The organism is Vibrio sinaloensis DSM 21326 (assembly GCF_000189275.1).
Classification (GTDB): Bacteria; Pseudomonadota; Gammaproteobacteria; order Enterobacterales; family Vibrionaceae; genus Vibrio; species Vibrio sinaloensis.
In genome coordinates, this window is sequence record NZ_AEVT01000023.1 from 1 (window position 1) to 20,610 (window position 20,610).

Genomic DNA, 20,610 nt, shown 5'->3' on the forward strand with positions numbered 1-20,610 from the left:
ACATCAACGCTGATAAATCATGAGCAAGCATTTTGAATGGGTGACTCCAGATTCGGACCTTCTGGAGTTAGAGAAAACAAAAATTAAACCGCCATCTATGTATAACGTTGTGTTAAACAACGATGATTACACCCCGATGGACTTTGTAATTGAAATTCTTGAACGTTTTTTTTCAATGGACGAGGACAAAGCAACACAAGTTATGCTTAAAGTGCATTATGAAGGGAAGGCAATCTGTGGCACGTTTACTGCAGAAGTTGCTGAAACTAAAGTGGCTCAGGTCACGATGTATTCTAAGGAAAATGAGCATCCGTTGCTTTGTACAATGGAACAAGCTTAACGTTTGTTCGTACAACAAGTATTGTTGTTGAAGGAGGTACTTATGCTAAACAAAGAATTAGAGTCGAGCCTAAACAGCGCGTTTTCTCGAGCTCGAGACAAACGACATGAGTTTATGACTGTCGAGCACCTCCTGCTAGCATTGCTGGAAAATGATGCTGCGCGAGAAGCTCTTCAAGCTTGTCAGGCTGATATTGAAGCATTACGCAACGAACTCGATATCTTCATTGACCAAACAACGCCTCTTATCCCAGAAAATGATGAGACCCGAGAAACTCAGCCTACTTTGAGCTTCCAGCGTGTCTTACAGCGCGCGGTATTCCATGTACAGTCGTCGGGTCGCAGTGAAGTGACTGGCGCTAATGTGCTGGTGGCCATTTTCAGTGAACAAGAATCGCACGCGGCTTATTTGTTGAAGAAAAACGATATTAGTCGCCTCGATATTGTTAATTTCATTTCACACGGCATCACGAAAGCCTCCAGCGCGGGTGATGATGCTTCGCCTTCCGACTCATTCAGCAGTGATAATGTTGAGGAAACCAGCTCTGAAGAGCGTCTAGAAAGCTTCGCGACTAATCTCAACCAAGTAGCGAAACAAGGCAACATCGATCCCCTAATCGGCCGAGATAAAGAGCTTGAGCGTACCATTCAAGTTCTGTGTCGTCGTCGAAAGAACAACCCATTGCTGGTAGGTGAAGCCGGGGTCGGTAAAACCGCGATTGCGGAAGGGTTGGCTTGGCGCATCGTTGAAGGTCAAGTTCCTGAAATCATTAAAGACAGTGTCATTTATTCTCTGGATATCGGTTCGTTACTTGCTGGTACTAAGTACCGAGGTGACTTCGAGAAGCGCTTTAAGGCGATCTTGAAACAGCTAGAGAAAGAAGAAGATGCCATCTTATTCATTGATGAAATCCATACGATCATCGGTGCTGGTGCAGCGTCAGGTGGACAGGTAGACGCCGCCAACTTGATTAAACCTTTGCTAAGCAGTGGTAAGTTACGCTGTATTGGCTCGACGACTTATCAAGAATACAGCAATATCTTTGAGAAAGAGCGCGCATTGTCTCGCCGCTTCCAGAAGATTGATGTGGTTGAACCTTCTCTCGACGACACGACTAAAATCTTGATTGGCCTGAAGCCGAAATACGAAGCACACCACGAGGTTCGCTACACCAATAAAGCGCTTCGTGCTGCGGTAGAACTATCTGCCAAATACATTAATGAGCGTCACTTGCCTGATAAGGCGATCGACGTGATTGATGAAGCTGGTGCTCGCAGCCGTTTAGCCCCTGCTAGCCGTCGTAAGAAAACCGTTGGCGTTGCTGACATTGAAGCAATGGTCGCTAAGATGGCGCGTATTCCAGAAAAATCTGTGTCTTCTTCGGACAAAGAGGTTCTGCAGAATCTTGATGAGAAGATGAAGATGCTGGTATTTGGCCAAGACGATGCCATCGATGTGCTAAGTGAAGCGATTAAGCTGACTCGTGCCGGCCTTGGTGCTGAGAATAAACCCGTTGGTTCGTTCTTGTTTGCTGGCCCAACGGGGGTCGGTAAGACAGAAGTGACGGTGCAGTTGTCTAAACTGATGGGTATTGAGCTGCTAAGGTTTGATATGTCGGAATACGGTGAGCGTCACTCGGTGAGCCGATTGATCGGTGCGCCTCCTGGCTATGTGGGTTATGACCAAGGTGGCCTGCTTACCGATGCGGTTATCAAGCACCCTCATTCTGTTGTGCTGCTTGATGAAATTGAGAAGGCGCACCCAGATATCTTCAATCTGCTGCTGCAGGTGATGGATAATGGTACGCTGACAGACAACAACGGTCGCAAAGCCGATTTCCGTAATGTGATCCTAGTGATGACTACGAATGCGGGTGTTCAGGAAACTGAGAAGAAATCGATCGGTTTGATCCAGCAAGATCACAGTCACGATGCGATGTCGGTAATTAAGAAAGTGTTCACTCCTGAGTTCCGTAACCGTTTGGATAACATTATCTGGTTCAACAGCTTAGATGAGCATGTTATTCATCAAGTAGTGGATAAGTTTATTGTCGAACTGCAAGCTCAGCTCGATGCGCGCGGTGTCTCTCTGGAAGTCTCTGATGATGCTCGTCATTGGTTGGCGGTTAAAGGTTACGACAAGGCAATGGGTGCTCGCCCAATGGGACGTGTAATCCAAGATAAGTTGAAGAAACCGCTTGCTAACGAGTTGCTGTTTGGTAGCTTAGTTGACGGTGGTACGGTGAAAGTTGAACTCAAGGATGAAGAACTTAAATTCGAGTACTTGAGTGAGAAAGAAGCCGCAATTCACTAACCTCAGATATGAAAACAAAAAAGCCAGAGCATGATGCTCTGGCTTTTTTTAATGGGCTCAATCTCGATAACAAGGCTATGAGAAGGTTTGGCGAATGACTTGATACGACTGCTCAACACAAGCAGGAATCTCTTGTTCGGTTTGAAAACCTAGTGCCGGGTAGGTCTTAATACGTTCGAAATCTCCGAGCATGGCTCTTACTGTGGTATCGAGGTCTATGTCATCGTTAAAATACTCGCAAAATGTACTTTTCGGTGAAGTGACGCAAACCTGCTGATAAGACGTGGGCCATTGTTTGGTAAATGTGGCCAGAGTGCGCCGTTCCATATAGGGCTTTTGGACCAGTATGAATGAAGAAAAGCAGAGATTATGTTGTTTGAGGAGCTCTGCACTGAACTGAACATTTTCACCTGTGTTGGTGGCTTTATCTTCAATCAGAATGTCTTGGGCTGGTACACCAAGATCTCGAGCCACTTGCGCGAAGGTTTCCGCTTCACTTCGATCAAAATTGCCCGCAGTTAATCGGCCAAAACCGCCGGAAAAAAGAATCTTATTTGCCCAACCTTGGTGGTAGAGCGTCGCGGCATATTCTGCAACTCTTAGATCATTACTACCAAGGACAAAGATACACTCTGATGCTTTGAGCTCATGATTGAGCTGCATGTAGGACCATAGATGTTCCAGATGTTGGTATAGCTTCATGGCTACTCCAGTCGGTTATATAATTTCCAAAGTGTGCTGGTGGTGAAAGCGATAACCAAGACTAACCAAACTGTCTGCCAAGATTCGTTTATCAGGGGTGTGAACAACGTTAGGCAGTGCGGCTGGCGAGTTGACACTGGTCAATGCAGCTTGATAGAACTCGGCCTTACTGACGGTATTTGGTGTCGTCGCATTTACCACGACGCTGGTCTCTAAGTGAGCGACAAAGCTGACGGCACCAATGGCATCAGTGAGGTGAAGCATATTTGCTGGTGCTTGATCGCTCACCTGTTTCAAGCGCGGTGCAAATCGGGAAGCGTGGCGATCTGGTCCAGTCAGTCCGCTGCACCGAACAATGGCGTATTTAAGCCCTGAGTCTTTTACGTACTGTTCTGCTTGTAACATGACTTTGGCTTTATCGCTAAATGCTTCGTGTTGTTCGGCAAGAGCAAGGGAAGCATCCTCTTCTCTCATATCGCTTGCGATATCAGGATAAACGGAAGTCGAGCTGACCATAACGACTTTTCTTACCTTTGCCGAATGACAGACGTTGAGTAATTTTTGCCAGAGCTCAGCGTAGCGTTGCCCGCCGCCAGAGCGAAACCCGGGAGGAAAGCAGCCAATAACAGTATCAGGGGATTGTTGCTCAATCGCTGTAGTGAGTGTCGAGCTATCATCGTCGAGATTAAAACGGAAGGCATTTAACTGCTCTTCGTTAAGGTCAGACACACCTTGGTCAGTGGTCTTACTGACGTACACTTTATGGCCGATTGTTTCTAAATAATGGGCGAGGGGACGGCCTAACCAACCGCCGCCTATCACTGTTACTGTTTTCACTGTTTACTCCCTGTAAATAGATCTCTGATTTCTTTGCGCAACATACTGTGGATAGGTAAAGCGCTGAAAGAAGGGTGCTGAATGACATCAACATTCGCATGCCAAGCTAAGTTCTCAAGCCTAACCGGAACACGCACAATTGCGCCTGAATTAAGCATAGGTTCAACGACATGTGTAGGAAGAACACCCCAACCAAATCCCGCTGCGATTAACTCCATCAGAACGAAGTAGTTATCAGCATACCAAACATCTGGGCTATAGGCCTTCATAAAGCTGCTGGTTTTGGTGTTTTTTGAACGGACAAGCAGTTGGCGGTGAAGCGTTAATTCTTCAAGGTTATCGGCAGTATTTTGCGCTAGGAGATGCTCGGCAGAAACAAACACATCAAACTCGACATGGCCAACCGACTCAAAGTCGATCCCAGTTGGCATATTCAGCTCCGAGAAAATAACCCCTGTTGTCACCCTTTTTGCCTCAATGAGTTCGATGATGTCGACGCTCGATGCCGCAAGGAACTCAAAACTTACCCCAGGGTAAGCGGCTAACACGCGATTGATCGCAGTATACAAATGTGTAGTGGGGATCCCCTCATCCATCGCGATGGAAAGGTGTGCGTGTTCTTCTTTAAATATCTGCTCTGCACTGCGTTTTAGCCGCTGATGTTGTTGAAGCGTCGTCTGAGCATAAGGCAGCAGCTGTTCGCCTTGGGAGGTGAGCGCTGGATAACGCCCTTGGCGAGTGAAAAGCTCGAATCCACAGTCGATTTCCAGGTTGATGATGTGTTGGCTAATGGCGGATTGAACCTTGTTGAGTGCACGAGCGGCGGAAGAGAAAGAACCATGCTCTACGGTTGCGACGAAGGCTTGTAGCTGCTCAATACTATACATATCACTTTTACTGATGGTATCTAATTATTAATCATCATAAATAGAGATAATAATGAGCGCAACTTGAAAAACAACAGAGATTCACCATGAACAACAAAGAACGAATTTTTCACGCGGCGCTATTTGAAGTTATCGCTTTAGCCATCATCATTCCTGTTTCTTCAATGATTACGGGTAAAGAGACCAGCGAGCTTGCTATTGTCGGTGTCGGTTTAAGCTTGTTTACGGTTGTCTGGAACTACTTTTACAATATTGGCTTCGACAGAATATTTGGCGAAGACAGAACGGGCCGCTCACTTACGTTGCGAATTGCGCATACTGCGGGATTTGAAGGTGGGATGATCTTTATTACTGTGCCAACGGTGGCTTGGTTCTTAGGCATCAGCATATTCAATGCTTTATTGCTAGAAGCGGGGTTCTTAGTGTTCTTTTTCTTCTACGCAACTGGGTTTAACTGGCTTTACGACCGATACCAACCCTACAAGCTAATGGCGATAAAAAGCTAGATTAATACCCTGTGGATCCTATGCTTTAAGTGAGGTAACTCACATTTAGCTATCTAGGAGGGATCTATGAAGTGGTGGCTGGTTTTGTGTTTGCTGTGCGGTACGGTGCAAGCGAATCAGCAAGTGTACATGACATCGCTCGAATGGCCGCCTTATTCGGGGGCCAAACTGGCCGAAAATGGCCTCTCGGTTGCGATTGCCCGTGAGGCGTTTGCCGTCATGGGTTATGATTTGGTGGTGGAGTTTAAACCTTGGGTGAGAAGTGTCGCGACCGCCACTAAGCAAGAGCGCTTCATTGGCTATTTTCCTGAATACTACTTTGACAGTGAAGAATTTGTTTTTTCACAGCCTATTGGTAGTGGGCCATTAGGTCTAGTTCAAAACACCCGATCGCCAATTTATTGGTCGCAGTTGAGCGACCTAAAAGGGCTTCGCATTGGCGTGGTGCAGGGCTATGTTAATACCAAAGAATTTGATCAGCTAGTAGAGCGAGGGTTTTTAGCCGTAGAAGCCTCGGTTAGCGACAGCCGCAATATCCATAAAGTCGCGAAAAGTCGATTAGATGTGGCGGTCATTGATACCAACGTATTGGATTATTTGATCAGTGTGGATCCGCGCAGAGAGGTGCTTATACAGCGGTTAGAGATGAATCAAAAACTTCTCGCGGTGAAGCAGATTTACTTAGCGTTTAAAAATACCCCAGAGGGACAGTCGTGGCGGGATATTTTTAACAAGGGGCTAAAGCAAGTGGACATCAATGTTGTGAAAGCTCGGCTAGAGAAATCAATGACATTTGACACTGTCGCGCAGCCAGCCCCTCAAAAACGATCAGATTAGCTGCTTAGCACGCGCAGGATTCGATCTGCGTGTTCTGCGACTTCGATACCTTCATCGGTCAGGTAACCGCCATCCGGAAGCGTACAGAGTCCTTTTTCATAAAGACGTTTAACTGCAGACTGCATCTCCTCAGAAGCATCGTGGTGTACCTTGATACCCGTAGCTGCACTGCTTAGGTCAAACTGCAGTAGAAGATTAAGTTCAGCTGTATGTTCTTGGTTGTACTTCATAATAAATTCCTTCACGAAACAATACCTTCACCTTAGTTCCACGCTGAAAGCGCGGCAATTTAATTTACAAAGAAGTGTTACCTGAGGCATAAAAACTCATGCTAATTGCTCGCGACTGGCGAATGCGTAAACAATCTTGCTTTGAGTGAGAGCACCGCTGCCCCGGCTTAGTAATGAGGCAGTGCCAACTATGCAATCTAATAATGCGAAAACTGCATAAAAACGAATATCCATATGAGAATTTAAACTAAAGCATGAATCTGGACATTTTTATATATTAAAGCAATCTCTATCTATCTGATTATTAATGATTAGTTCATCACTGTGAACAGAGTGGTTTAGGTGTTTTTAGGTATGCAACGAATGCAATTACATTCATTTTCCGTGACATTAAAAACTATTTGAATAACAGGTGGATTTAAGGCTTGAAATTGATCACAAATCGAGTAATTATCCGCGGCCACAAATCCACATGTTTCTAAATGTTAATCAGATGAACCTCAACCAGTTTGATTCTTTATTGCCACCTCAAGTTGCGGAGCGAGCAGCGGAAATTGGTGTCGATAAAGCGACCAAAGATCCGATGAAGTCCTTTCTGCTTGCGATTTCAGCTGGCATTCATATCGGTATCGCTTTTGTTTTCTACACCATTGTTACCACAGGGGCTGGGGATATTCCTTGGGGAATTTCGCGTTTACTGGGCGGGTTGGCATTCAGCTTAGGCCTAATACTTGTCGTCGTCACAGGTGGTGAACTCTTTACCAGTTCTGTCCTGACGCTGGTGGCGAGAGCAAGTGGCAAAATTACGTGGCGCTGCCTATTTAAAAACTGGGCTGTTGTCTACGGCGGCAACTTAGTGGGGGCTTTGCTACTGGTGGCCTGTATGTTGATGACCAAACAGTACATGTTTGATCACGGCCAAGTCGGTTTAAATGCGATGGCCATATCGCAGCACAAACTTCATCACACATTTTTGTCAGCGGTTGCCTTAGGCATTATGTGTAATGTGTTGGTTTGTATCGCGGTTTGGATGACATTCAGTGGTCGCACATTAACAGACAAAATTGCGGTGATGATTTTACCTGTTGCGATGTTCGTTTCTGCGGGTTTTGAGCACTGTATTGCGAACATGTTCCAAGTACCAATGGCTATCGGTATCAAGAACTTTGCACCTGTCGAGTTTTGGCAGATGACGGGGGCGAACATTGCCGATTATGCGGATCTCAACTTGATCGACTTTATCCTCAATAACCTAGTTCCTGTGACCTTGGGCAATATCATTGGCGGCGGCCTGTTTGTGGGCATGTGGTATTGGTTGATCTATCTACGTGACTAACGCTCAAAAAGCCGAAAGGTGTACCACCTTTCGGCTTTTTAATTTTCTTCTATATCGATTCCGATAATCCGAACTCCTCCGGGGCTACGACCCCTTCAGGTTCGTCGACGAGCCAATTCCACATCTCTTCATCTTCATTTTGAATACGATCTAAGTACAGGTCCATGTTCATCGTTAATGTCCTCATTGGATTCACTTTGCCAATCTAGAAGCCTTAGATGACGAATATATTACGCCTATAGAAATAAATCATATGTGCATGATTGCAAGAGAAATTATTTTTACAGTCGGGTAGGTAAAGAGCGTCCGCTATGTATCACCACGGTTATCCACAGAATCTGTGGATAAGATCATTTGGCCCAGCAATGACGAGGATCTTATTTGTCCAGTAGAGTTTTGACCAAAATGCGACCGTGCGGATGAATTGTTGTTCTAATTGCGAAACTGAGACAGATAGAGGTCGATACAGACATCATGACAAAGATCGCAATCATGATCAGCACTTGGTATTTGATGGCAATGATCGGGCTTGCCCCGCCGAGAATTTGTCCCGTCATCATACCAGGTAAGGTGACCAAGCCACTGGTTGCCATTGAAGCAAGAGTAGGAGCCAAAGATTTCCTAATTGCGTCTGTTACAAAAGGGCGAGTCGCAAAAACTCGAGAGGCACCAAGCGCAATGGCCGCCTCATACTGGTCTTTCCTTTCTTCAAGTGCTGTATAGAGATTTTGCAGCGCGACAATGTTTCCTCCGAGGGAATTACCAAGCAACATGCCCGCTAATGGAATGAGGTACTGCGCACTATAAAGTGGAGTGGGTTTGACTATTGCGAGGCTGATCAACGAAAGGGTAGGAGTAAGACCGATCAGTAAGCCCGACATAACAGGAAGAAAGAGCGGTTTTTTGGGTAGTTTAGCCTTTTCAAGAATGGAGCTTGCTCCAACTACAACCATAGCCAATAGCCAGACGAGGTTAATGAGCAGACTGTCTAATTCAAATAGGTACTCAAGGTAAATACCCACTAAGACCAATTGAACAGTCATCCTAGTTACGCTGACAAGGCTATCCTTTGCTATACCTAATTGGTAGTAGTAGTTGATCAGTAGTGGAATAGACAAGGTCGAGAAAAACAGCCCAAGCATAGGCCAAGGAATATCGACAACAGTACTCATTGATGTGCAGCTCCATTATTCACTTGGCTAGTGTAGCTTTGTTTCCACATTTCAGCTACTTGACCTTTGATTTACTGGATCTGCTTGAACTCAAATACAGTATGAAGGGTTGTATATTTTTTAACAATTGGCATCGAAAATGAGTAACAAAGTAGGGGCTAAATGGTGAAAAAAGCGTGTTACATCAATGATCGATATGACGATAAATAACGAAAATGTTGCCAAGTTGTTTTTAATTTAACACTCCGTTTACTGTTAACATTTTTTCATAATTGGGCGCATTTTGATACAAGGAAATTTAATTAAACACATCTCTGGATGAGCTCAAAAAAGTATTGAATAACAGGCTGTGCAAGCTTTGATTTGATTGAACCCTACTAAGAGTATGGTCTAACATTTTGAGTTAGAGATTGTAAAAAAAATTAGCTTGGTAACAAAAGCTACTGGATAACACTAGATACAAAATAGGCAAATGTATGAGTGATGTTAATAAAATTGAGAGTGGTGAAAAACGCTCGCTGGAGTGGAAGTCTTTCCTCTTCATCGCAGTTGTTCTCTTCCCAATTCTGAGTGTGGCGTTCGTAGGTGGCTACGGATTTATTGTTTGGATGCTTCAAGTGTTCTTCTTTGGGCCTCCAGGTGCACACGGCATGTAAGCCGCTGAGCTCAATTCCACATTTTTGAAAAGATTTTAAGAGAGCAAACTATGAAATCATTGATCATCAAGCTGTGGCGTACGATGACTCGCCCAGCAGTCCATATCAGCCTCGGTGTGCTGACGATGGGCGGCTTTATTGCTGGTGTTATCTTCTGGGGCGGCTTCAACACTGCTTTAGAGGCAACTAACACTGAAGAATTCTGTATTAGCTGTCACACCATGCGTGACAACGTATACGTTGAGCTACAAGAAACCGTTCACTGGAAAAACCACTCTGGTGTTCGTGCGACTTGCCCTGACTGTCACGTTCCCCATAACTGGACAGACAAAATTGCCCGTAAGATGCAGGCATCTAAAGAGGTATTTGCTCAGGTGTTTGGCAATTACGATGAACCAGGTGTATTTGAAGAGCGCCGTATTGAACTTGCTAAACACGAATGGGATCGTTTCTCGGCAAACAAATCCCTAGAGTGTAAAAACTGTCATAACTACGAATCTATGGACTTCGAGCAAATGTCTCCAACCGCTCGTATCCAGATGAAACAAGCGGCTGAGAAAGATCAAAGCTGTGTTGATTGTCACAAGGGTATCGCGCACAAGCTACCTGCTGGTATGGACAGCATTGGTGGTATCGTTGGCGAGCTAGAGCAGCTTACTTCGAATACCGATTACTCTGAAGGTAAAGCGCTAGTGAGCGTACGTCACCTTCCTGTGTACTTCGACGACGCGGCGAGTCAAGAAGCGGGCCTACTAAACCCTGCATCGACGGTGACAGTCCTAGAAAACAAGGGCGACATGATGAAAGTTGAGATCGACGGCTGGCGTAAAGCGAAAGGCTTCGGTCGTGTAATCCAAGAAGACTTTGGTATGAATATCGCGGTTGGTTCCCTTCTTAAGGAAGCGGCACTTAGCGATGATATCGTGACCAAAGGCGAGAAGAAAGTGGATGAGTTGACGGGTCTTCCTTGGGAGAAAGTTTCAGCCACGGTATGGATGAAGAAAGAAGCAATGCTTAACGACGTGACTCCTATCTGGGAGAAAGCGAGCGAAGCGTACAAGACAAACTGTTCAGTATGTCACACACAACCTGCAGAAGCGCACTTTGATGCGAACACATGGCCAGGTATGTTCAACGGTATGCTTGCGTTCGTTAACTTCGATACAGACAGCGAAGCTCTAGTATTGAAGTACCTACAGAAGCACTCTTCAGATTTTGCTGAAGGTCACCACTAATAAGCGTCGGATGGAGTAATTGAAATGGCTATTACACGAAGAAGTTTTCTTAAAGGTGTAGCAACGACTAGTGCAGCGTCAGTAATCGGTCCAAGCTTATTGGCATCTGCTTCTGCAAACGCTGCAGAATCTACAGGAACTTGGAAAGTTTCAGGTTCACACTGGGGCGCATTCCGCGCCCATATCTACGCGGGCAAAGTCCAAGAGATCAAACCGCTAGAATCAGACACAAACCCAACAGACATGATCAACGGCATCAAGGGTATTATTTACAGCCCGTCACGTGTTCGTTATCCAATGGTTCGTCTAGATTGGCTTAAGAAGCATAAATACAGTGCAGAAACGCGCGGTGATAACCGTTTCATCCGTGTTACTTGGGATGAAGCATTAGACTTGTTCTACCGTGAACTTGAACGTGTGCAAAAAGACTACGGTCCTTGGGCTCTACACGCAGGTCAAACAGGCTGGCGTCAAACGGGTCAGTTCCACAGCTGTACCAGTCACATGCAGCGTGCAGTGAACATGCACGGTAACTTCATCACGAAAGTAGGTGACTACTCAACGGGTGCAGGTCAGACGATTCTTCCTTACGTTCTTGGTTCAACTGAGGTTTACGCGCAAGGTACGTCTTGGTCTGAAATCTTAGAGAACTCGGACAACATCGTCCTATGGGCGAATGATCCAGTGAAGAACCTACAAGTAGGTTGGAACTGTGAGACTCACCAGTCGTTCCCTTACCTAGAGCAGCTTAAAGAGAAAGTAGCGAAAGGCGAGATCAACGTTCTGTCTGTCGACCCAGTTAAGAACAAGACTCAACGTTTCCTACAGAATGATCACCTGTACATCAACCCGATGACAGACGTAGCCTTTATGCTGTCGGTTGCGCATGTTCTTTATAATGAAGATCTGTACGACAAAGAGTTCATTAAGACTTACTGTCTAGGCTTCGAAGACTTCATTAAGTACGTTCAAGGTGAAACGAAAGATAAAGTTGTTAAGACACCTGAATGGGCTGAAGAGATTTGTGGCGTTAAAGCTGACAAGATCCGTGAATTTGCGCGCATGCTTGTTAATGGCCGTACACAGATCCTGATGGGTTGGTGTATTCAGCGTCAAGAACACGGTGAACAGCCATACTGGGCAGCAGCAGTGGTTGCAGCAATGGTTGGTCAAATTGGTCTGCCTGGTGGCGGTATCTCTTACGGTCACCACTACTCAGGTATCGGTGTTCCATCAACAGGCTTTGCCGCTCCTGGTGGTTTCCCTCGTAACCTTGATACAGGTTCTAAGCCTAAGTGGGACAACAACGACTTCAACGGTTACAGCCGTACTATTCCTGTCGCGCGCTGGATTGACTGTCTGCTAGAGCCGGGTAAAGAGATTCGTTACAACGGTACTAAAGTGAAACTACCGGGTTACAAGATGATGGTGATTTCGGGTAACAACCCTTGGCACCACCACCAAGATCGTAACCGCATGAAGAAAGCCTTCAAGCAGCTTCAAACCGTGGTGACGGTTGAGTTTGCTTGGACAGCAACATGTCGTTTCTCTGACATCGTACTACCAGCATGTACTCAGTTCGAGCGTAATGACATCGACGTATACGGTTCTTACTCAGGTAAAGGTCTGATCGCGATGCATCGCCTAGTGGATCCATTGTTCCAGTCTAAGACGGACTTTGAGATCTTCACTGAGCTAACTCGCCGCTTCGGTCGCCATAATGAGTACACACGTGGCATGGATGAAATGCAGTGGGTTCGTTCTCTGTATGATGATTGTCGCGCAGCGAACAAAGCGAAGTTTGATATGCCAGAGTTTGATGAGTTCTGGGAGAAGAGCGTATTAGATTTCGGTGAAGGTTCACCTTGGGTTCGTCACGCTGACTTCCGTAAAGATCCAGAAATCAACGCTTTAGGTACACCATCAGGCTTTATCGAAATTACATCACGTAAGATCGGTCGCTATGGTTACGAGCACTGTCAAGAACACCCAATGTGGTTTGAAAAGACAGAGCGTTCACACGGTGGCCCTGGTTCAGACAAGTTCCCGTACTGGCTACAGTCTTGTCACCCAGACAAACGCCTACACTCACAGATGTGTGAATCTGAAGAGTTCCGTGCAACGTATGCGGTACAAGGTCGTGAGCCTGTGTACATCAACCCTCAAGATGCGAAGGCAAAAGGCATTAAAGATGGTGATTTGGTACGTGTTTACAACGACCGCGGACAGCTACTAGCGGGTGCGGTACTGACTGATAGCTACCCACGTGGTGTTATCCGTATCGAAGAAGGTGCATGGTACGGCCCTCTGAACGAAAAAGAAGGTGCGATCTGTACTTACGGCGATCCAAACACGCTAACAATGGACATCGGCTCTTCTGAGCTTGCTCAGGCTACTTCTGCGAACACATGTATCGTTGAGTTTGAGAAGTTCACCGGTAAGGTCCCACCTGTGACGTCATTTGGTGGTCCAATCGAAGTCGCTTAATCAGCCATCGATAACGAAAAACCAGCCTGCGGGCTGGTTTTTTTATGTCTATTGCTATTTTGACGCCTTGTATACATAGCATACTTGTTTCAAGCACCAATTACGGGCGCTCTAGTTCGATTTTTTCTAAGCCATATTTCTTCTTCAATTCTCCGAGCTTCACCTCGTCTATGGTACGGAAATGATAGTTGAGGCTGTAGACGATCTGTTGCGACAGTGGATGGCTTTTGCGAACAGCCGCGTGCAAGCTGTTGGTTGCGAGTTTGTTGGCGCTAAAGTGAAATCTACCGTGTGGAAGTTTGGCTTCCTTAAGAGTCCACAAAGCCACAAACTCGTCACTAACCACAACATCGGCTCGGTGAGAAAGTAACAAGCGAAAACTGGTGGTTAAGTCACTTGAGGGGACGGGCTCAATGTTTGGGTGGTCGAGCAAATCAGATGGGTAGGCATAGTTATCGATCAGTGCAACTTTCAGCCCATTCAGGCTATCGAGACCCTGGTAATCAAATTTGTCATTGCCTGCGCGTGATATAACAGCCAAATGGTTATACAGGTAAGGCTCTGTGAAATGGTATTTTCGTTCTCGCTCGGCACTTTTCCAAATCGCGACAATAATGTCGTTTTTTCCGTAATAAGTTTCTTTAAGAACTCTGGCCCACGGTTTGTGCTGATAGGCAAACTTGTAGCCAGCACGCACTAAGCCCTGGGTTACGATATCGTGCGCGATACCTTCACCAATCGGTGTGTCCATGACGTAAGGTGGCCAAATATCTTGCGCAACATTTAGTGATGTGGTGGCGTAGCATGTGACGGAAATTCCCCATATCACCATACCTTTCACCATCACCCTGTGATAAGACAAACCCATTCTCCGACAAAACCTTCCTGACAAAAGTGTAGTTTATCGCTGTGCGTCTATCTTCGATTGACTCAACCTGTCTCATAAATTGAGAAAATGGTTATGGATTGGGAATTTTTTTCTTTATATAGGGAACTTTTGCCTTTTAGGTCTTCTTGATGAAAGTTGTGATTAACTTCTCTTTTTGTAGGTTTTTTAGGTTAAAAAGTGAGCGATTTTTAGATTTGTTTATCTTTTGGTGCTTTGAATCCACTTGCACATTAGAACTATTTGGATCGTTTTATTTGTTAATTATTGGCTTGGCGAATAATTTCCTCAATCAGAGCGAGTAGGCGGTAGTTGACGCTCATAAATAAAAATTTATAGGAACAAATAAAAATGAAAAAGACAGTATTAGCAGTAGCTCTTTCTCTTGTTGCTGGTTCAGCAGTTGCAGTAGAAGCACTATCAGGCGACCAATTCACTGTTTCTGGTGAGTTCGCTCTAGGTGGCTACACAGACTCAAGCCGTGAAGATCGTGAGACTTACAACGGTGGCGTTACGGGTTTCGATATCTTTGCTGATTACGAAAACGGCAACATCGTAGGTAAGTTCGGTGGTGAGTTCGACATCGAAGATGACTACGCAACAACTGATTCTACTTTCACTATCACTGACACTTGGGTTGGTTACAAAACTGAGTTCGGTGTGGCTTCTATCGGTTACGCAAACGACACAGCTCTAGATGCTGTTGACGGTGCTGCTGACCAAACTATCGAATTCCTATGGTCTCCTTCTGACGCATCTGACGCTCGTCAAGTTGTTAAGTTCGAAGGTGACAAAGAAGGCTTCAAATACGGTGTTTCTTACTTCGGTGACCGTAACTACGAAGCAAATGCTGCACAATCAGGTTGGAACGGCTACGTAGGTTTCGAAAACGACCTATTTGCTGTGAACGCAGGTTACGAAGACAACGACGAAGACATGGGTAACACTGATAAACTATACCTAGTAAACGGTGTTGTTAAAGCGGGCGCATTCGGTATCGGTGCGACATTCGCTGAAGAAGAATTTGCGAACGGTGACAAAGCTAAGCTATTCAACTCTTCTATCGGTTACTCAATGGAAGCACTATACGTAGCTGCTGGTTACGTAAAAGTTGAAGAGACTCGTGAAGCGGTTAACCTAGGTGGTTCTTACGCATTCACAGACAACTTCTCTGCTCTAGTTGACGTTGCTTACCACATCTCTGACGAAGGTTACAACAAAGTAACTAAAGAAGGTATGGATAAGGGTGAAGTAGAATCATTCCTTAAGCTAGCGTACACATTCTAATAGAGTTTCAGGCTCTTGACGTTACGGCCTGCAATGCGGGCCGTTTTTCATAAAGCAGGACGCTTTAGCGCAATAATCCACTGCCTTTTTGCCCTTCCGGAGTGAAGGGCTTTTTCTTATCTTACTTTCCTACCACAATATGGCTGCTTAGCTGGCTACTTTGGGCCAGCAATCGCGATGGGTGTACTGGGGTCCTAACGTGATGTATTAAATTCTGAAACGTGATTAAGGTATTGTTGAGCAAATAGACAATATAACTGCCTAATGGTGTAATGTGCCTGATCTTGTTTTATAGAGCACGAAAATGGCCAAGCATCTGGAACTGGCGAATGGACGACAGGTCTTCATTCCCAATCATAATCTTCATGTCTCACTCGTTGATAACCAGTTGAGCTTTTCTTATCAAGGGCTATCGAATGATCCTTTTGATGAGCGTTATGTCCTTTGCCGCACAGAGTTCAATTTTGAAAGAAGCGCCACCATATTGGGGGATGGCTTTCAAATGCTCGCCCAAACGACAGGTACGATAGAAAATCCAATCGACATTGGCCGTTGTCCCGACGATAGCGCCAGCTACCGCATCTATTCTCAAAACGAATCTAAGCGTTACTACAACTACTTAGTCGTCGAAGACTCTTTAGGCTACAGCTTATTTGGTTTTACCTCTTGTCAGCGCTTTGCGGGTTACTTTACCGTTGAAGAGTTCGATGGGCGTTGGTTAGTCAGTGCTTACATTGATGGTGAGAACACGCTTCCTCAGCAGTGGAACACCTTGCAGCTTGAGTCCTTGGTCTGTTTACAAGGCGAGTCTTTGTCGACCTTGTATCAAGAATATGCGAGTTTGATTGCTCGTCACCATACTCCTAGAGCCAATGCGGCAACAAGCGCGCCTATTGGTTGGTGTTCTTGGTATGCCTACTATGCTCAGGTGACGGATCAACATATCGCGACTAATGTTGAAATCATGCACTCTGAGCTTAAACAACTGGAATATGTGCTTCTTGATGATGGCTACCAAGCTTTTATGGGAGACTGGCTAACCCCGTCAGATAAGTTCCCCGCCGGTGTTAAAGCAGTAATTGAGAATATTAAGGCAAAGGGCAAAAAACCTGCGATATGGCTCGCCCCTTTTATTGCTCAACCTGAGTCTGATATTTTCCGCAACCACCCTGACTGGTTTGTCACGCATCGCAATGGGCAATTGCTCAAAGCTGAGGACGTCACCTACGCCGGATGGCGCTGCACACCTTGGTATATCTTAGATACCTCTAACCCTGAAGTGCAAGATCACTTGACTCATGTGGTTAAAGTCATGCGTGAAGAGTGGGGCATTGAGCTGTTTAAGCTTGATGCCAATTATTGGGGCACGTTGAAAGGGGTGCGCAGCCAAACGGGCGTCACTGGGGTTGAAGCCTACCGCCTCGGTATGGAAGCGATAGCTAAAGGTGCGGGCGACGCGATGATCTTAGGTTGTAATGCCCCAATGTGGCCATCGCTTGGCTTGGTAGACGCAATGCGCGTATCGGATGACGTAGAGCGTAATGAACATCGTTTTGAACAAATTGCGAAAGAGACGTTTTATCGCAGTTGGCAACACAGAAAGCTTTGGCAAATCGATCCAGACTGTGCTGCGTTTGTCTCATTGCCGAATCAAACCGCAGAAAGACAAAGCTACGAGTTTCACCGCAACGTGCTGCTGGCCAGCTCTGGGCTGCTATTATCTGGGGACCCACTACCAGAATTAACTTCGTTTGCTAAACAGTCTCTCTCTAAGTTGGTGCTAAGACACAAGCACTGCCAAGATGCTGCTCGTTTTACCGCGCTAAATCTTCACCATGCGTTTTTGCCGCTCACCCAACGCAATGATTTGCATTGTTTGTTCAACTACCAACAACCCGCTAGAGAAGTGACGTTGACCTCCGAAAAGCCCGTCTATTGGTATGACTACTGGACAGGAGAGCGATTGGTGCCTGAGCCCACTCAAGTGATAGAAGTCGCGTTAGAGGCTGGCTTATCAAGTCGAGCGATAATTACCTCGATATAGTTGTGTCACTGCTTTACCATACGGCATTGAACATATTCATCTTAAACAGGCACTAATGTCAGTTATTCTTGGTATCGACCCCGGCTCTCGTATCACCGGATACGGGGTTATTCGTCAAAACGGACGCCATCTTCAGTATTTGGGGAGTGGCTGTATCCGAACATCTGAAAAAGAGCTTCCCGGACGCCTTAAGCAAATCTTCGCCGGGGTTTCGGAGATCATTACTCAATTTCAACCGGATGTATTCGCCATTGAACAAGTGTTTATGGCCCGTAACGCCGACTCAGCGCTAAAACTTGGCCAGGCTCGAGGGAGTGCCATTGTGGCGGCGGTCAATAATGATTTACCGGTTTATGAATACGCAGCGAGACTCATCAAACAAGCGGTAACGGGAACAGGTGGGGCAGACAAAGAGCAAGTGCAGCATATGGTGCAACAAATGCTGAAGCTCCCCGGTAAACCTCAAGCGGATGCGGCAGATGCGCTGGGTGTGGCGATATGTCATGCCAATACCAATAAAACACTCATTGCAATGGCCGGTAAAGCGACCAGCGCTCGTCGTGGTCGGTATCGATAACTCGATTAATATTTTACACAATTTGGTTTCGCCTTCTTCGTTATTGAGCCAATCAATACCACGCTCAGCAATGCGGGGAGAGGAAAAACATTTGGCTCAAAAATCTACCCTCACTCAATAAAGGACTGGATGTCTATCCAGTTCTTTATTATCCTGTCGCAAATTCATTTCCAAAGAGTATCTACCGTGATTGGACGTCTGCGCGGCATTCTGATTGAAAAACAACCTCCCGAACTCCTTATTGAAGTCAATGGCATCGGTTACGAAGTACAAATGCCGATGAGCTGTTTTTATGAGCTACCGAATGTAGGTGAAGAAGCCATCATTTATACTCATTTTGTCGTGCGTGAAGATGCGCAATTGCTGTATGGTTTTAATACCGTGAAAGAGCGTGCGCTGTTCCGCGAGGTCATCAAAGCAAATGGCGTTGGGCCTAAACTTGGCTTGGGTATTCTTTCTGGCATGACAGCGAGTCAGTTTGTTGCTTCGGTTGAACGCGAAGATATTTCAACCCTCGTTAAACTGCCGGGCGTTGGCAAGAAGACTGCCGAGCGCTTAGTGGTTGAAATGAAAGATCGCCTTAAAGGGTGGAGTGCGGGTGATTTGTTCACACCGTTTACCGATGCAGCGCCAGTGGACTCGGCTCCAGAAGTCGTTCAGAGCAGCGCAGAGGAAGAAGCAGTGAGCGCCTTGCTATCATTGGGTTATAAACCGACTCAAGCCTCTAAAGTGGTGTCACAAATTCTCCAGCCGGGTATGAGTAGCGAAGAGCTGATTCGTGAAGCGCTCAAATCCATGGTTTAGCACAAGGTAAAAAGTCATGATTGAAGCTGATCGACTGATTGCACCAGATAATCCGGTTTATCGCGAAGAGGACGTTATCGATCGAGCGATTCGACCAAAGAAGCTCGAAGACTATAAAGGCCAAGATCACGTGCGTGATCAGATGGAGATTTTCATCAAGGCAGCTCAATTACGAGAGGAAGCCTTGGATCACTTGTTGATCTTTGGTCCACCTGGTTTGGGTAAAACGACGCTCGCAAACATTGTTGCTAACGAGATGGGAGTGAATATTCGTACCACCTCGGGCCCAGTTTTAGAAAAAGCAGGGGATTTGGCGGCGTTGTTGACCAACTTAGAGGAAAACGATGTGCTCTTTATCGATGAGATACACCGTTTAAGCCCGATGGTCGAGGAAGTGCTCTATCCGGCGATGGAAGATTATCAGCTTGATATTATGATTGGTGAGGGGCCAGCGGCTCGCTCTATCAAAATCGATCTGCCGCCATTTACCTTAATCGGTGCAACCACGCGGGCAGGCTCATTGACTTCACCGCTACGCGATCGCTTTGGTATTACTCAGCGCCTTGAATATTACAAGATCCCGGATTTGCAAAACATTGTCCAGCGCAGTGCCGATTGCCTTGGTTTGTCGATGGAAGCCGATGGCGCGCTCGAAGTGGCGAGACGCGCTCGCGGTACGCCACGTATTGCTAACCGCTTGTTGCGCCGTGTACGTGACTATGCGGAAGTGAAGGGCAATGGCCATATCTGTGCAGATGTCGCAGACAAAGCACTTAACATGCTCGATGTTGATGCTCAAGGCTTCGACTATATGGATAGAAAGCTACTGCTTGCTATTATGGAGAAGTTTGGTGGTGGCCCTGTCGGCTTAGATAATATGGCGGCAGCTATAGGTGAAGAGAAGGACACCATTGAGGATGTTCTTGAGCCTTACTTGATTCAGCAAGGCTATTTGCAAAGAACGCCAAGAGGAAGAATCGCAACCGACCGAGCCTATCTTCATTTCGGAATTGAAAAATAAGATTTCAGGCCAGCTTTGACCAGCTGGCCTTTTTACTGTGTGTGATCAAAATCACATTTGTAAAATCTATCCTACCACTAATTAGGTAATCAAATTGAAGTAGATGTTAAGTGTTTGTTCTGCATAAATACTTAAATAGCTTTGATGATTACCACGACGTAACAAAAACTCGCTTAAATACTTGATGTGGATCAAGTTGGTGTATTTTTGAACAGAAATGCCAAGCAAAAGTTGATGCAAATCAAAGCGGATCTCTCCTATAAACCTTTTGAAACAATCTGTTTTTAGCAGTAATATTAGCGCCAGCTATATTAGCTGGTGCTTAACAATTAACTAACCGTTACGGTACATTTTTGCAACAACATGCTGCCCTTTGGTAACAATGTTAAAGTTTGTTCAACGCTTACTTATGCAAGAAACAATGTAGAGAGTGTCTTCAGCCGACACATAGGA

At 45.8% G+C, this 20,610-nt stretch carries 20 protein-coding genes; 13 read left to right on the forward strand and 7 right to left on the reverse strand.

What is annotated here, in order from left to right:
- The first annotated feature begins 19 nt into the window (after positions 1–19).
- A complete protein-coding gene (gene clpS, locus RH45_RS05355; RefSeq protein WP_008074675.1) occupies positions 20–340 on the forward strand; it encodes an ATP-dependent Clp protease adapter ClpS in 321 nt (106 codons plus the stop codon).
- 42 nt (positions 341–382) lie between these two features.
- Entirely contained in the window at positions 383–2,653 is a 2,271-nt protein-coding gene (clpA, locus tag RH45_RS05360) for an ATP-dependent Clp protease ATP-binding subunit ClpA (protein ID WP_008074676.1), read from the forward strand.
- Positions 2,654–2,728: 75 nt separating this feature from the next.
- On the opposite strand, the gene RH45_RS05365 is transcribed toward clpA, so the two are convergent.
- Genes RH45_RS05365 through RH45_RS05375 form a run of 3 tightly spaced genes read right to left on the reverse strand, consistent with a single transcriptional unit; the run spans position 2,729 to position 5,079 of the window.
- A complete protein-coding gene (locus RH45_RS05365; protein ID WP_008074677.1) occupies positions 2,729–3,355 on the reverse strand; it encodes a YdcF family protein in 627 nt (208 codons plus the stop codon).
- A 15-nt stretch (positions 3,356–3,370) separates the two neighbouring features.
- Entirely contained in the window at positions 3,371–4,192 is an 822-nt protein-coding gene (locus RH45_RS05370) for an NAD-dependent epimerase/dehydratase family protein (protein WP_008074678.1), read from the reverse strand.
- On the reverse strand, positions 4,189–5,079 hold the full coding sequence (locus tag RH45_RS05375; RefSeq protein WP_008074679.1) for a LysR family transcriptional regulator: 891 nt from the start codon (positions 5,077–5,079) through the stop codon (positions 4,189–4,191). The genes RH45_RS05370 and RH45_RS05375 overlap by 4 nt, the downstream gene beginning before the upstream one ends.
- A gap of 86 nt (positions 5,080–5,165) precedes the next feature.
- Between RH45_RS05375 and RH45_RS05380 the strand changes: the two genes are divergently transcribed.
- Both RH45_RS05380 and RH45_RS05385 read left to right on the forward strand, forming a co-directional pair.
- Positions 5,166–5,585, forward strand: coding sequence for a PACE efflux transporter (locus RH45_RS05380; protein WP_008074680.1), 420 nt, complete (start codon positions 5,166–5,168; stop codon positions 5,583–5,585).
- Positions 5,586–5,651: 66 nt separating this feature from the next.
- Complete coding sequence (locus tag RH45_RS05385; RefSeq protein WP_008074682.1) at positions 5,652–6,422, forward strand: substrate-binding periplasmic protein; 771 nt, start codon at positions 5,652–5,654, stop codon at positions 6,420–6,422.
- Here the strand turns inward: RH45_RS05385 and RH45_RS05390 are convergent.
- On the reverse strand, positions 6,419–6,652 hold the full coding sequence (locus RH45_RS05390; protein WP_008074683.1) for a TIGR02647 family protein: 234 nt from the start codon (positions 6,650–6,652) through the stop codon (positions 6,419–6,421). The genes RH45_RS05385 and RH45_RS05390 overlap by 4 nt on opposite strands.
- A gap of 493 nt (positions 6,653–7,145) precedes the next feature.
- On the opposite strand from RH45_RS05390, the gene focA reads away from it, so the two are divergent.
- Positions 7,146–7,988: a formate transporter FocA gene (gene focA, locus RH45_RS05395; protein ID WP_008074684.1), complete on the forward strand. Its 843-nt coding sequence runs from the start codon at positions 7,146–7,148 to the stop codon at positions 7,986–7,988.
- A gap of 49 nt (positions 7,989–8,037) precedes the next feature.
- Here focA and RH45_RS23415 read toward each other — a convergent pair whose 3' ends face one another.
- Complete coding sequence (locus RH45_RS23415) at positions 8,038–8,175, reverse strand: hypothetical protein (RefSeq protein ID WP_158026983.1); 138 nt, start codon at positions 8,173–8,175, stop codon at positions 8,038–8,040.
- A gap of 190 nt (positions 8,176–8,365) precedes the next feature.
- Positions 8,366–9,160: an ABC transporter permease gene (locus tag RH45_RS05400; RefSeq protein WP_008074686.1), complete on the reverse strand. Its 795-nt coding sequence runs from the start codon at positions 9,158–9,160 to the stop codon at positions 8,366–8,368.
- A gap of 476 nt (positions 9,161–9,636) precedes the next feature.
- Between RH45_RS05400 and torE the strand changes: the two genes are divergently transcribed.
- The 3 genes from torE to torA are packed head-to-tail and all read left to right on the forward strand — an operon-like array spanning position 9,637 to position 13,538.
- Positions 9,637–9,816 carry a trimethylamine N-oxide reductase system protein TorE gene (gene torE, locus RH45_RS05405; protein ID WP_005378141.1) on the forward strand — a complete coding sequence of 60 codons (180 nt, stop codon included), beginning with the start codon at positions 9,637–9,639 and terminating at the stop codon, positions 9,814–9,816.
- Between the two features lie 50 nt (positions 9,817–9,866).
- Positions 9,867–11,051 carry a pentaheme c-type cytochrome TorC gene (gene torC / locus RH45_RS05410; protein WP_008074697.1) on the forward strand — a complete coding sequence of 395 codons (1,185 nt, stop codon included), beginning with the start codon at positions 9,867–9,869 and terminating at the stop codon, positions 11,049–11,051.
- Between the two features lie 24 nt (positions 11,052–11,075).
- The gene (torA, locus tag RH45_RS05415; RefSeq protein ID WP_008074698.1) at positions 11,076–13,538 is read left to right on the forward strand and encodes a trimethylamine-N-oxide reductase TorA; all 2,463 of its coding nucleotides are present in this window, start codon (positions 11,076–11,078) and stop codon (positions 13,536–13,538) included.
- A gap of 100 nt (positions 13,539–13,638) precedes the next feature.
- Here torA and RH45_RS05420 read toward each other — a convergent pair whose 3' ends face one another.
- Positions 13,639–14,406 carry a substrate-binding periplasmic protein gene (locus tag RH45_RS05420; protein WP_008074699.1) on the reverse strand — a complete coding sequence of 256 codons (768 nt, stop codon included), beginning with the start codon at positions 14,404–14,406 and terminating at the stop codon, positions 13,639–13,641.
- Positions 14,407–14,775: 369 nt separating this feature from the next.
- Here RH45_RS05420 and RH45_RS05425 point away from each other — a divergent pair, with 369 nt between their 5' ends.
- From RH45_RS05425 to ruvB, 5 genes are all read left to right on the forward strand, one after another.
- Complete coding sequence (locus RH45_RS05425; RefSeq protein ID WP_008074700.1) at positions 14,776–15,711, forward strand: porin; 936 nt, start codon at positions 14,776–14,778, stop codon at positions 15,709–15,711.
- A gap of 304 nt (positions 15,712–16,015) precedes the next feature.
- Positions 16,016–17,755, forward strand: a complete 1,740-nt coding sequence (locus RH45_RS05430; protein WP_008074701.1) for a glycoside hydrolase family 36 protein — start codon at positions 16,016–16,018, stop codon at positions 17,753–17,755.
- Positions 17,756–17,810: 55 nt separating this feature from the next.
- Positions 17,811–18,332: a crossover junction endodeoxyribonuclease RuvC gene (gene ruvC, locus RH45_RS05435; RefSeq protein ID WP_008074702.1), complete on the forward strand. Its 522-nt coding sequence runs from the start codon at positions 17,811–17,813 to the stop codon at positions 18,330–18,332.
- Positions 18,333–18,518: 186 nt separating this feature from the next.
- On the forward strand, positions 18,519–19,136 hold the full coding sequence (gene ruvA, locus RH45_RS05440; protein WP_008074703.1) for a Holliday junction branch migration protein RuvA: 618 nt from the start codon (positions 18,519–18,521) through the stop codon (positions 19,134–19,136).
- Between the two features lie 16 nt (positions 19,137–19,152).
- Positions 19,153–20,157: a Holliday junction branch migration DNA helicase RuvB gene (gene ruvB, locus RH45_RS05445; RefSeq protein ID WP_008074704.1), complete on the forward strand. Its 1,005-nt coding sequence runs from the start codon at positions 19,153–19,155 to the stop codon at positions 20,155–20,157.
- Positions 20,158–20,610 lie beyond the last annotated feature (453 nt).

Excerpts from the sequence above, each read along its gene's own strand:
- RH45_RS05390 (WP_008074683.1), bottom strand. The coding sequence starts at position 6,652 with ATGAAGTACAACCAAGAACATACAGCTGAACTTAATCTTCTACTGCAG.
- RH45_RS05420 (WP_008074699.1), bottom strand. The coding sequence starts at position 14,406 with ATGGGTTTGTCTTATCACAGGGTGATGGTGAAAGGTATGGTGATATGG.
- torA (WP_008074698.1), top strand. The coding sequence starts at position 11,076 with ATGGCTATTACACGAAGAAGTTTTCTTAAAGGTGTAGCAACGACTAGT.
- RH45_RS05430 (WP_008074701.1), top strand. The coding sequence starts at position 16,016 with ATGGCCAAGCATCTGGAACTGGCGAATGGACGACAGGTCTTCATTCCC.
- RH45_RS23415 (WP_158026983.1), bottom strand. The coding sequence starts at position 8,175 with ATGAGGACATTAACGATGAACATGGACCTGTACTTAGATCGTATTCAA.
- RH45_RS05375 (WP_008074679.1), bottom strand. The coding sequence starts at position 5,079 with ATGTATAGTATTGAGCAGCTACAAGCCTTCGTCGCAACCGTAGAGCAT.
- clpA (WP_008074676.1), top strand. The coding sequence starts at position 383 with ATGCTAAACAAAGAATTAGAGTCGAGCCTAAACAGCGCGTTTTCTCGA.
- RH45_RS05400 (WP_008074686.1), bottom strand. The coding sequence starts at position 9,160 with ATGAGTACTGTTGTCGATATTCCTTGGCCTATGCTTGGGCTGTTTTTC.
- RH45_RS05380 (WP_008074680.1), top strand. The coding sequence starts at position 5,166 with ATGAACAACAAAGAACGAATTTTTCACGCGGCGCTATTTGAAGTTATC.
- RH45_RS05425 (WP_008074700.1), top strand. The coding sequence starts at position 14,776 with ATGAAAAAGACAGTATTAGCAGTAGCTCTTTCTCTTGTTGCTGGTTCA.
- RH45_RS05385 (WP_008074682.1), top strand. The coding sequence starts at position 5,652 with ATGAAGTGGTGGCTGGTTTTGTGTTTGCTGTGCGGTACGGTGCAAGCG.
- torE (WP_005378141.1), top strand. The coding sequence starts at position 9,637 with ATGAGTGATGTTAATAAAATTGAGAGTGGTGAAAAACGCTCGCTGGAG.
- ruvB (WP_008074704.1), top strand. The coding sequence starts at position 19,153 with ATGATTGAAGCTGATCGACTGATTGCACCAGATAATCCGGTTTATCGC.
- torC (WP_008074697.1), top strand. The coding sequence starts at position 9,867 with ATGAAATCATTGATCATCAAGCTGTGGCGTACGATGACTCGCCCAGCA.
- clpS (WP_008074675.1), top strand. The coding sequence starts at position 20 with ATGAGCAAGCATTTTGAATGGGTGACTCCAGATTCGGACCTTCTGGAG.
- RH45_RS05365 (WP_008074677.1), bottom strand. The coding sequence starts at position 3,355 with ATGAAGCTATACCAACATCTGGAACATCTATGGTCCTACATGCAGCTC.
- focA (WP_008074684.1), top strand. The coding sequence starts at position 7,146 with ATGAACCTCAACCAGTTTGATTCTTTATTGCCACCTCAAGTTGCGGAG.
- ruvC (WP_008074702.1), top strand. The coding sequence starts at position 17,811 with ATGTCAGTTATTCTTGGTATCGACCCCGGCTCTCGTATCACCGGATAC.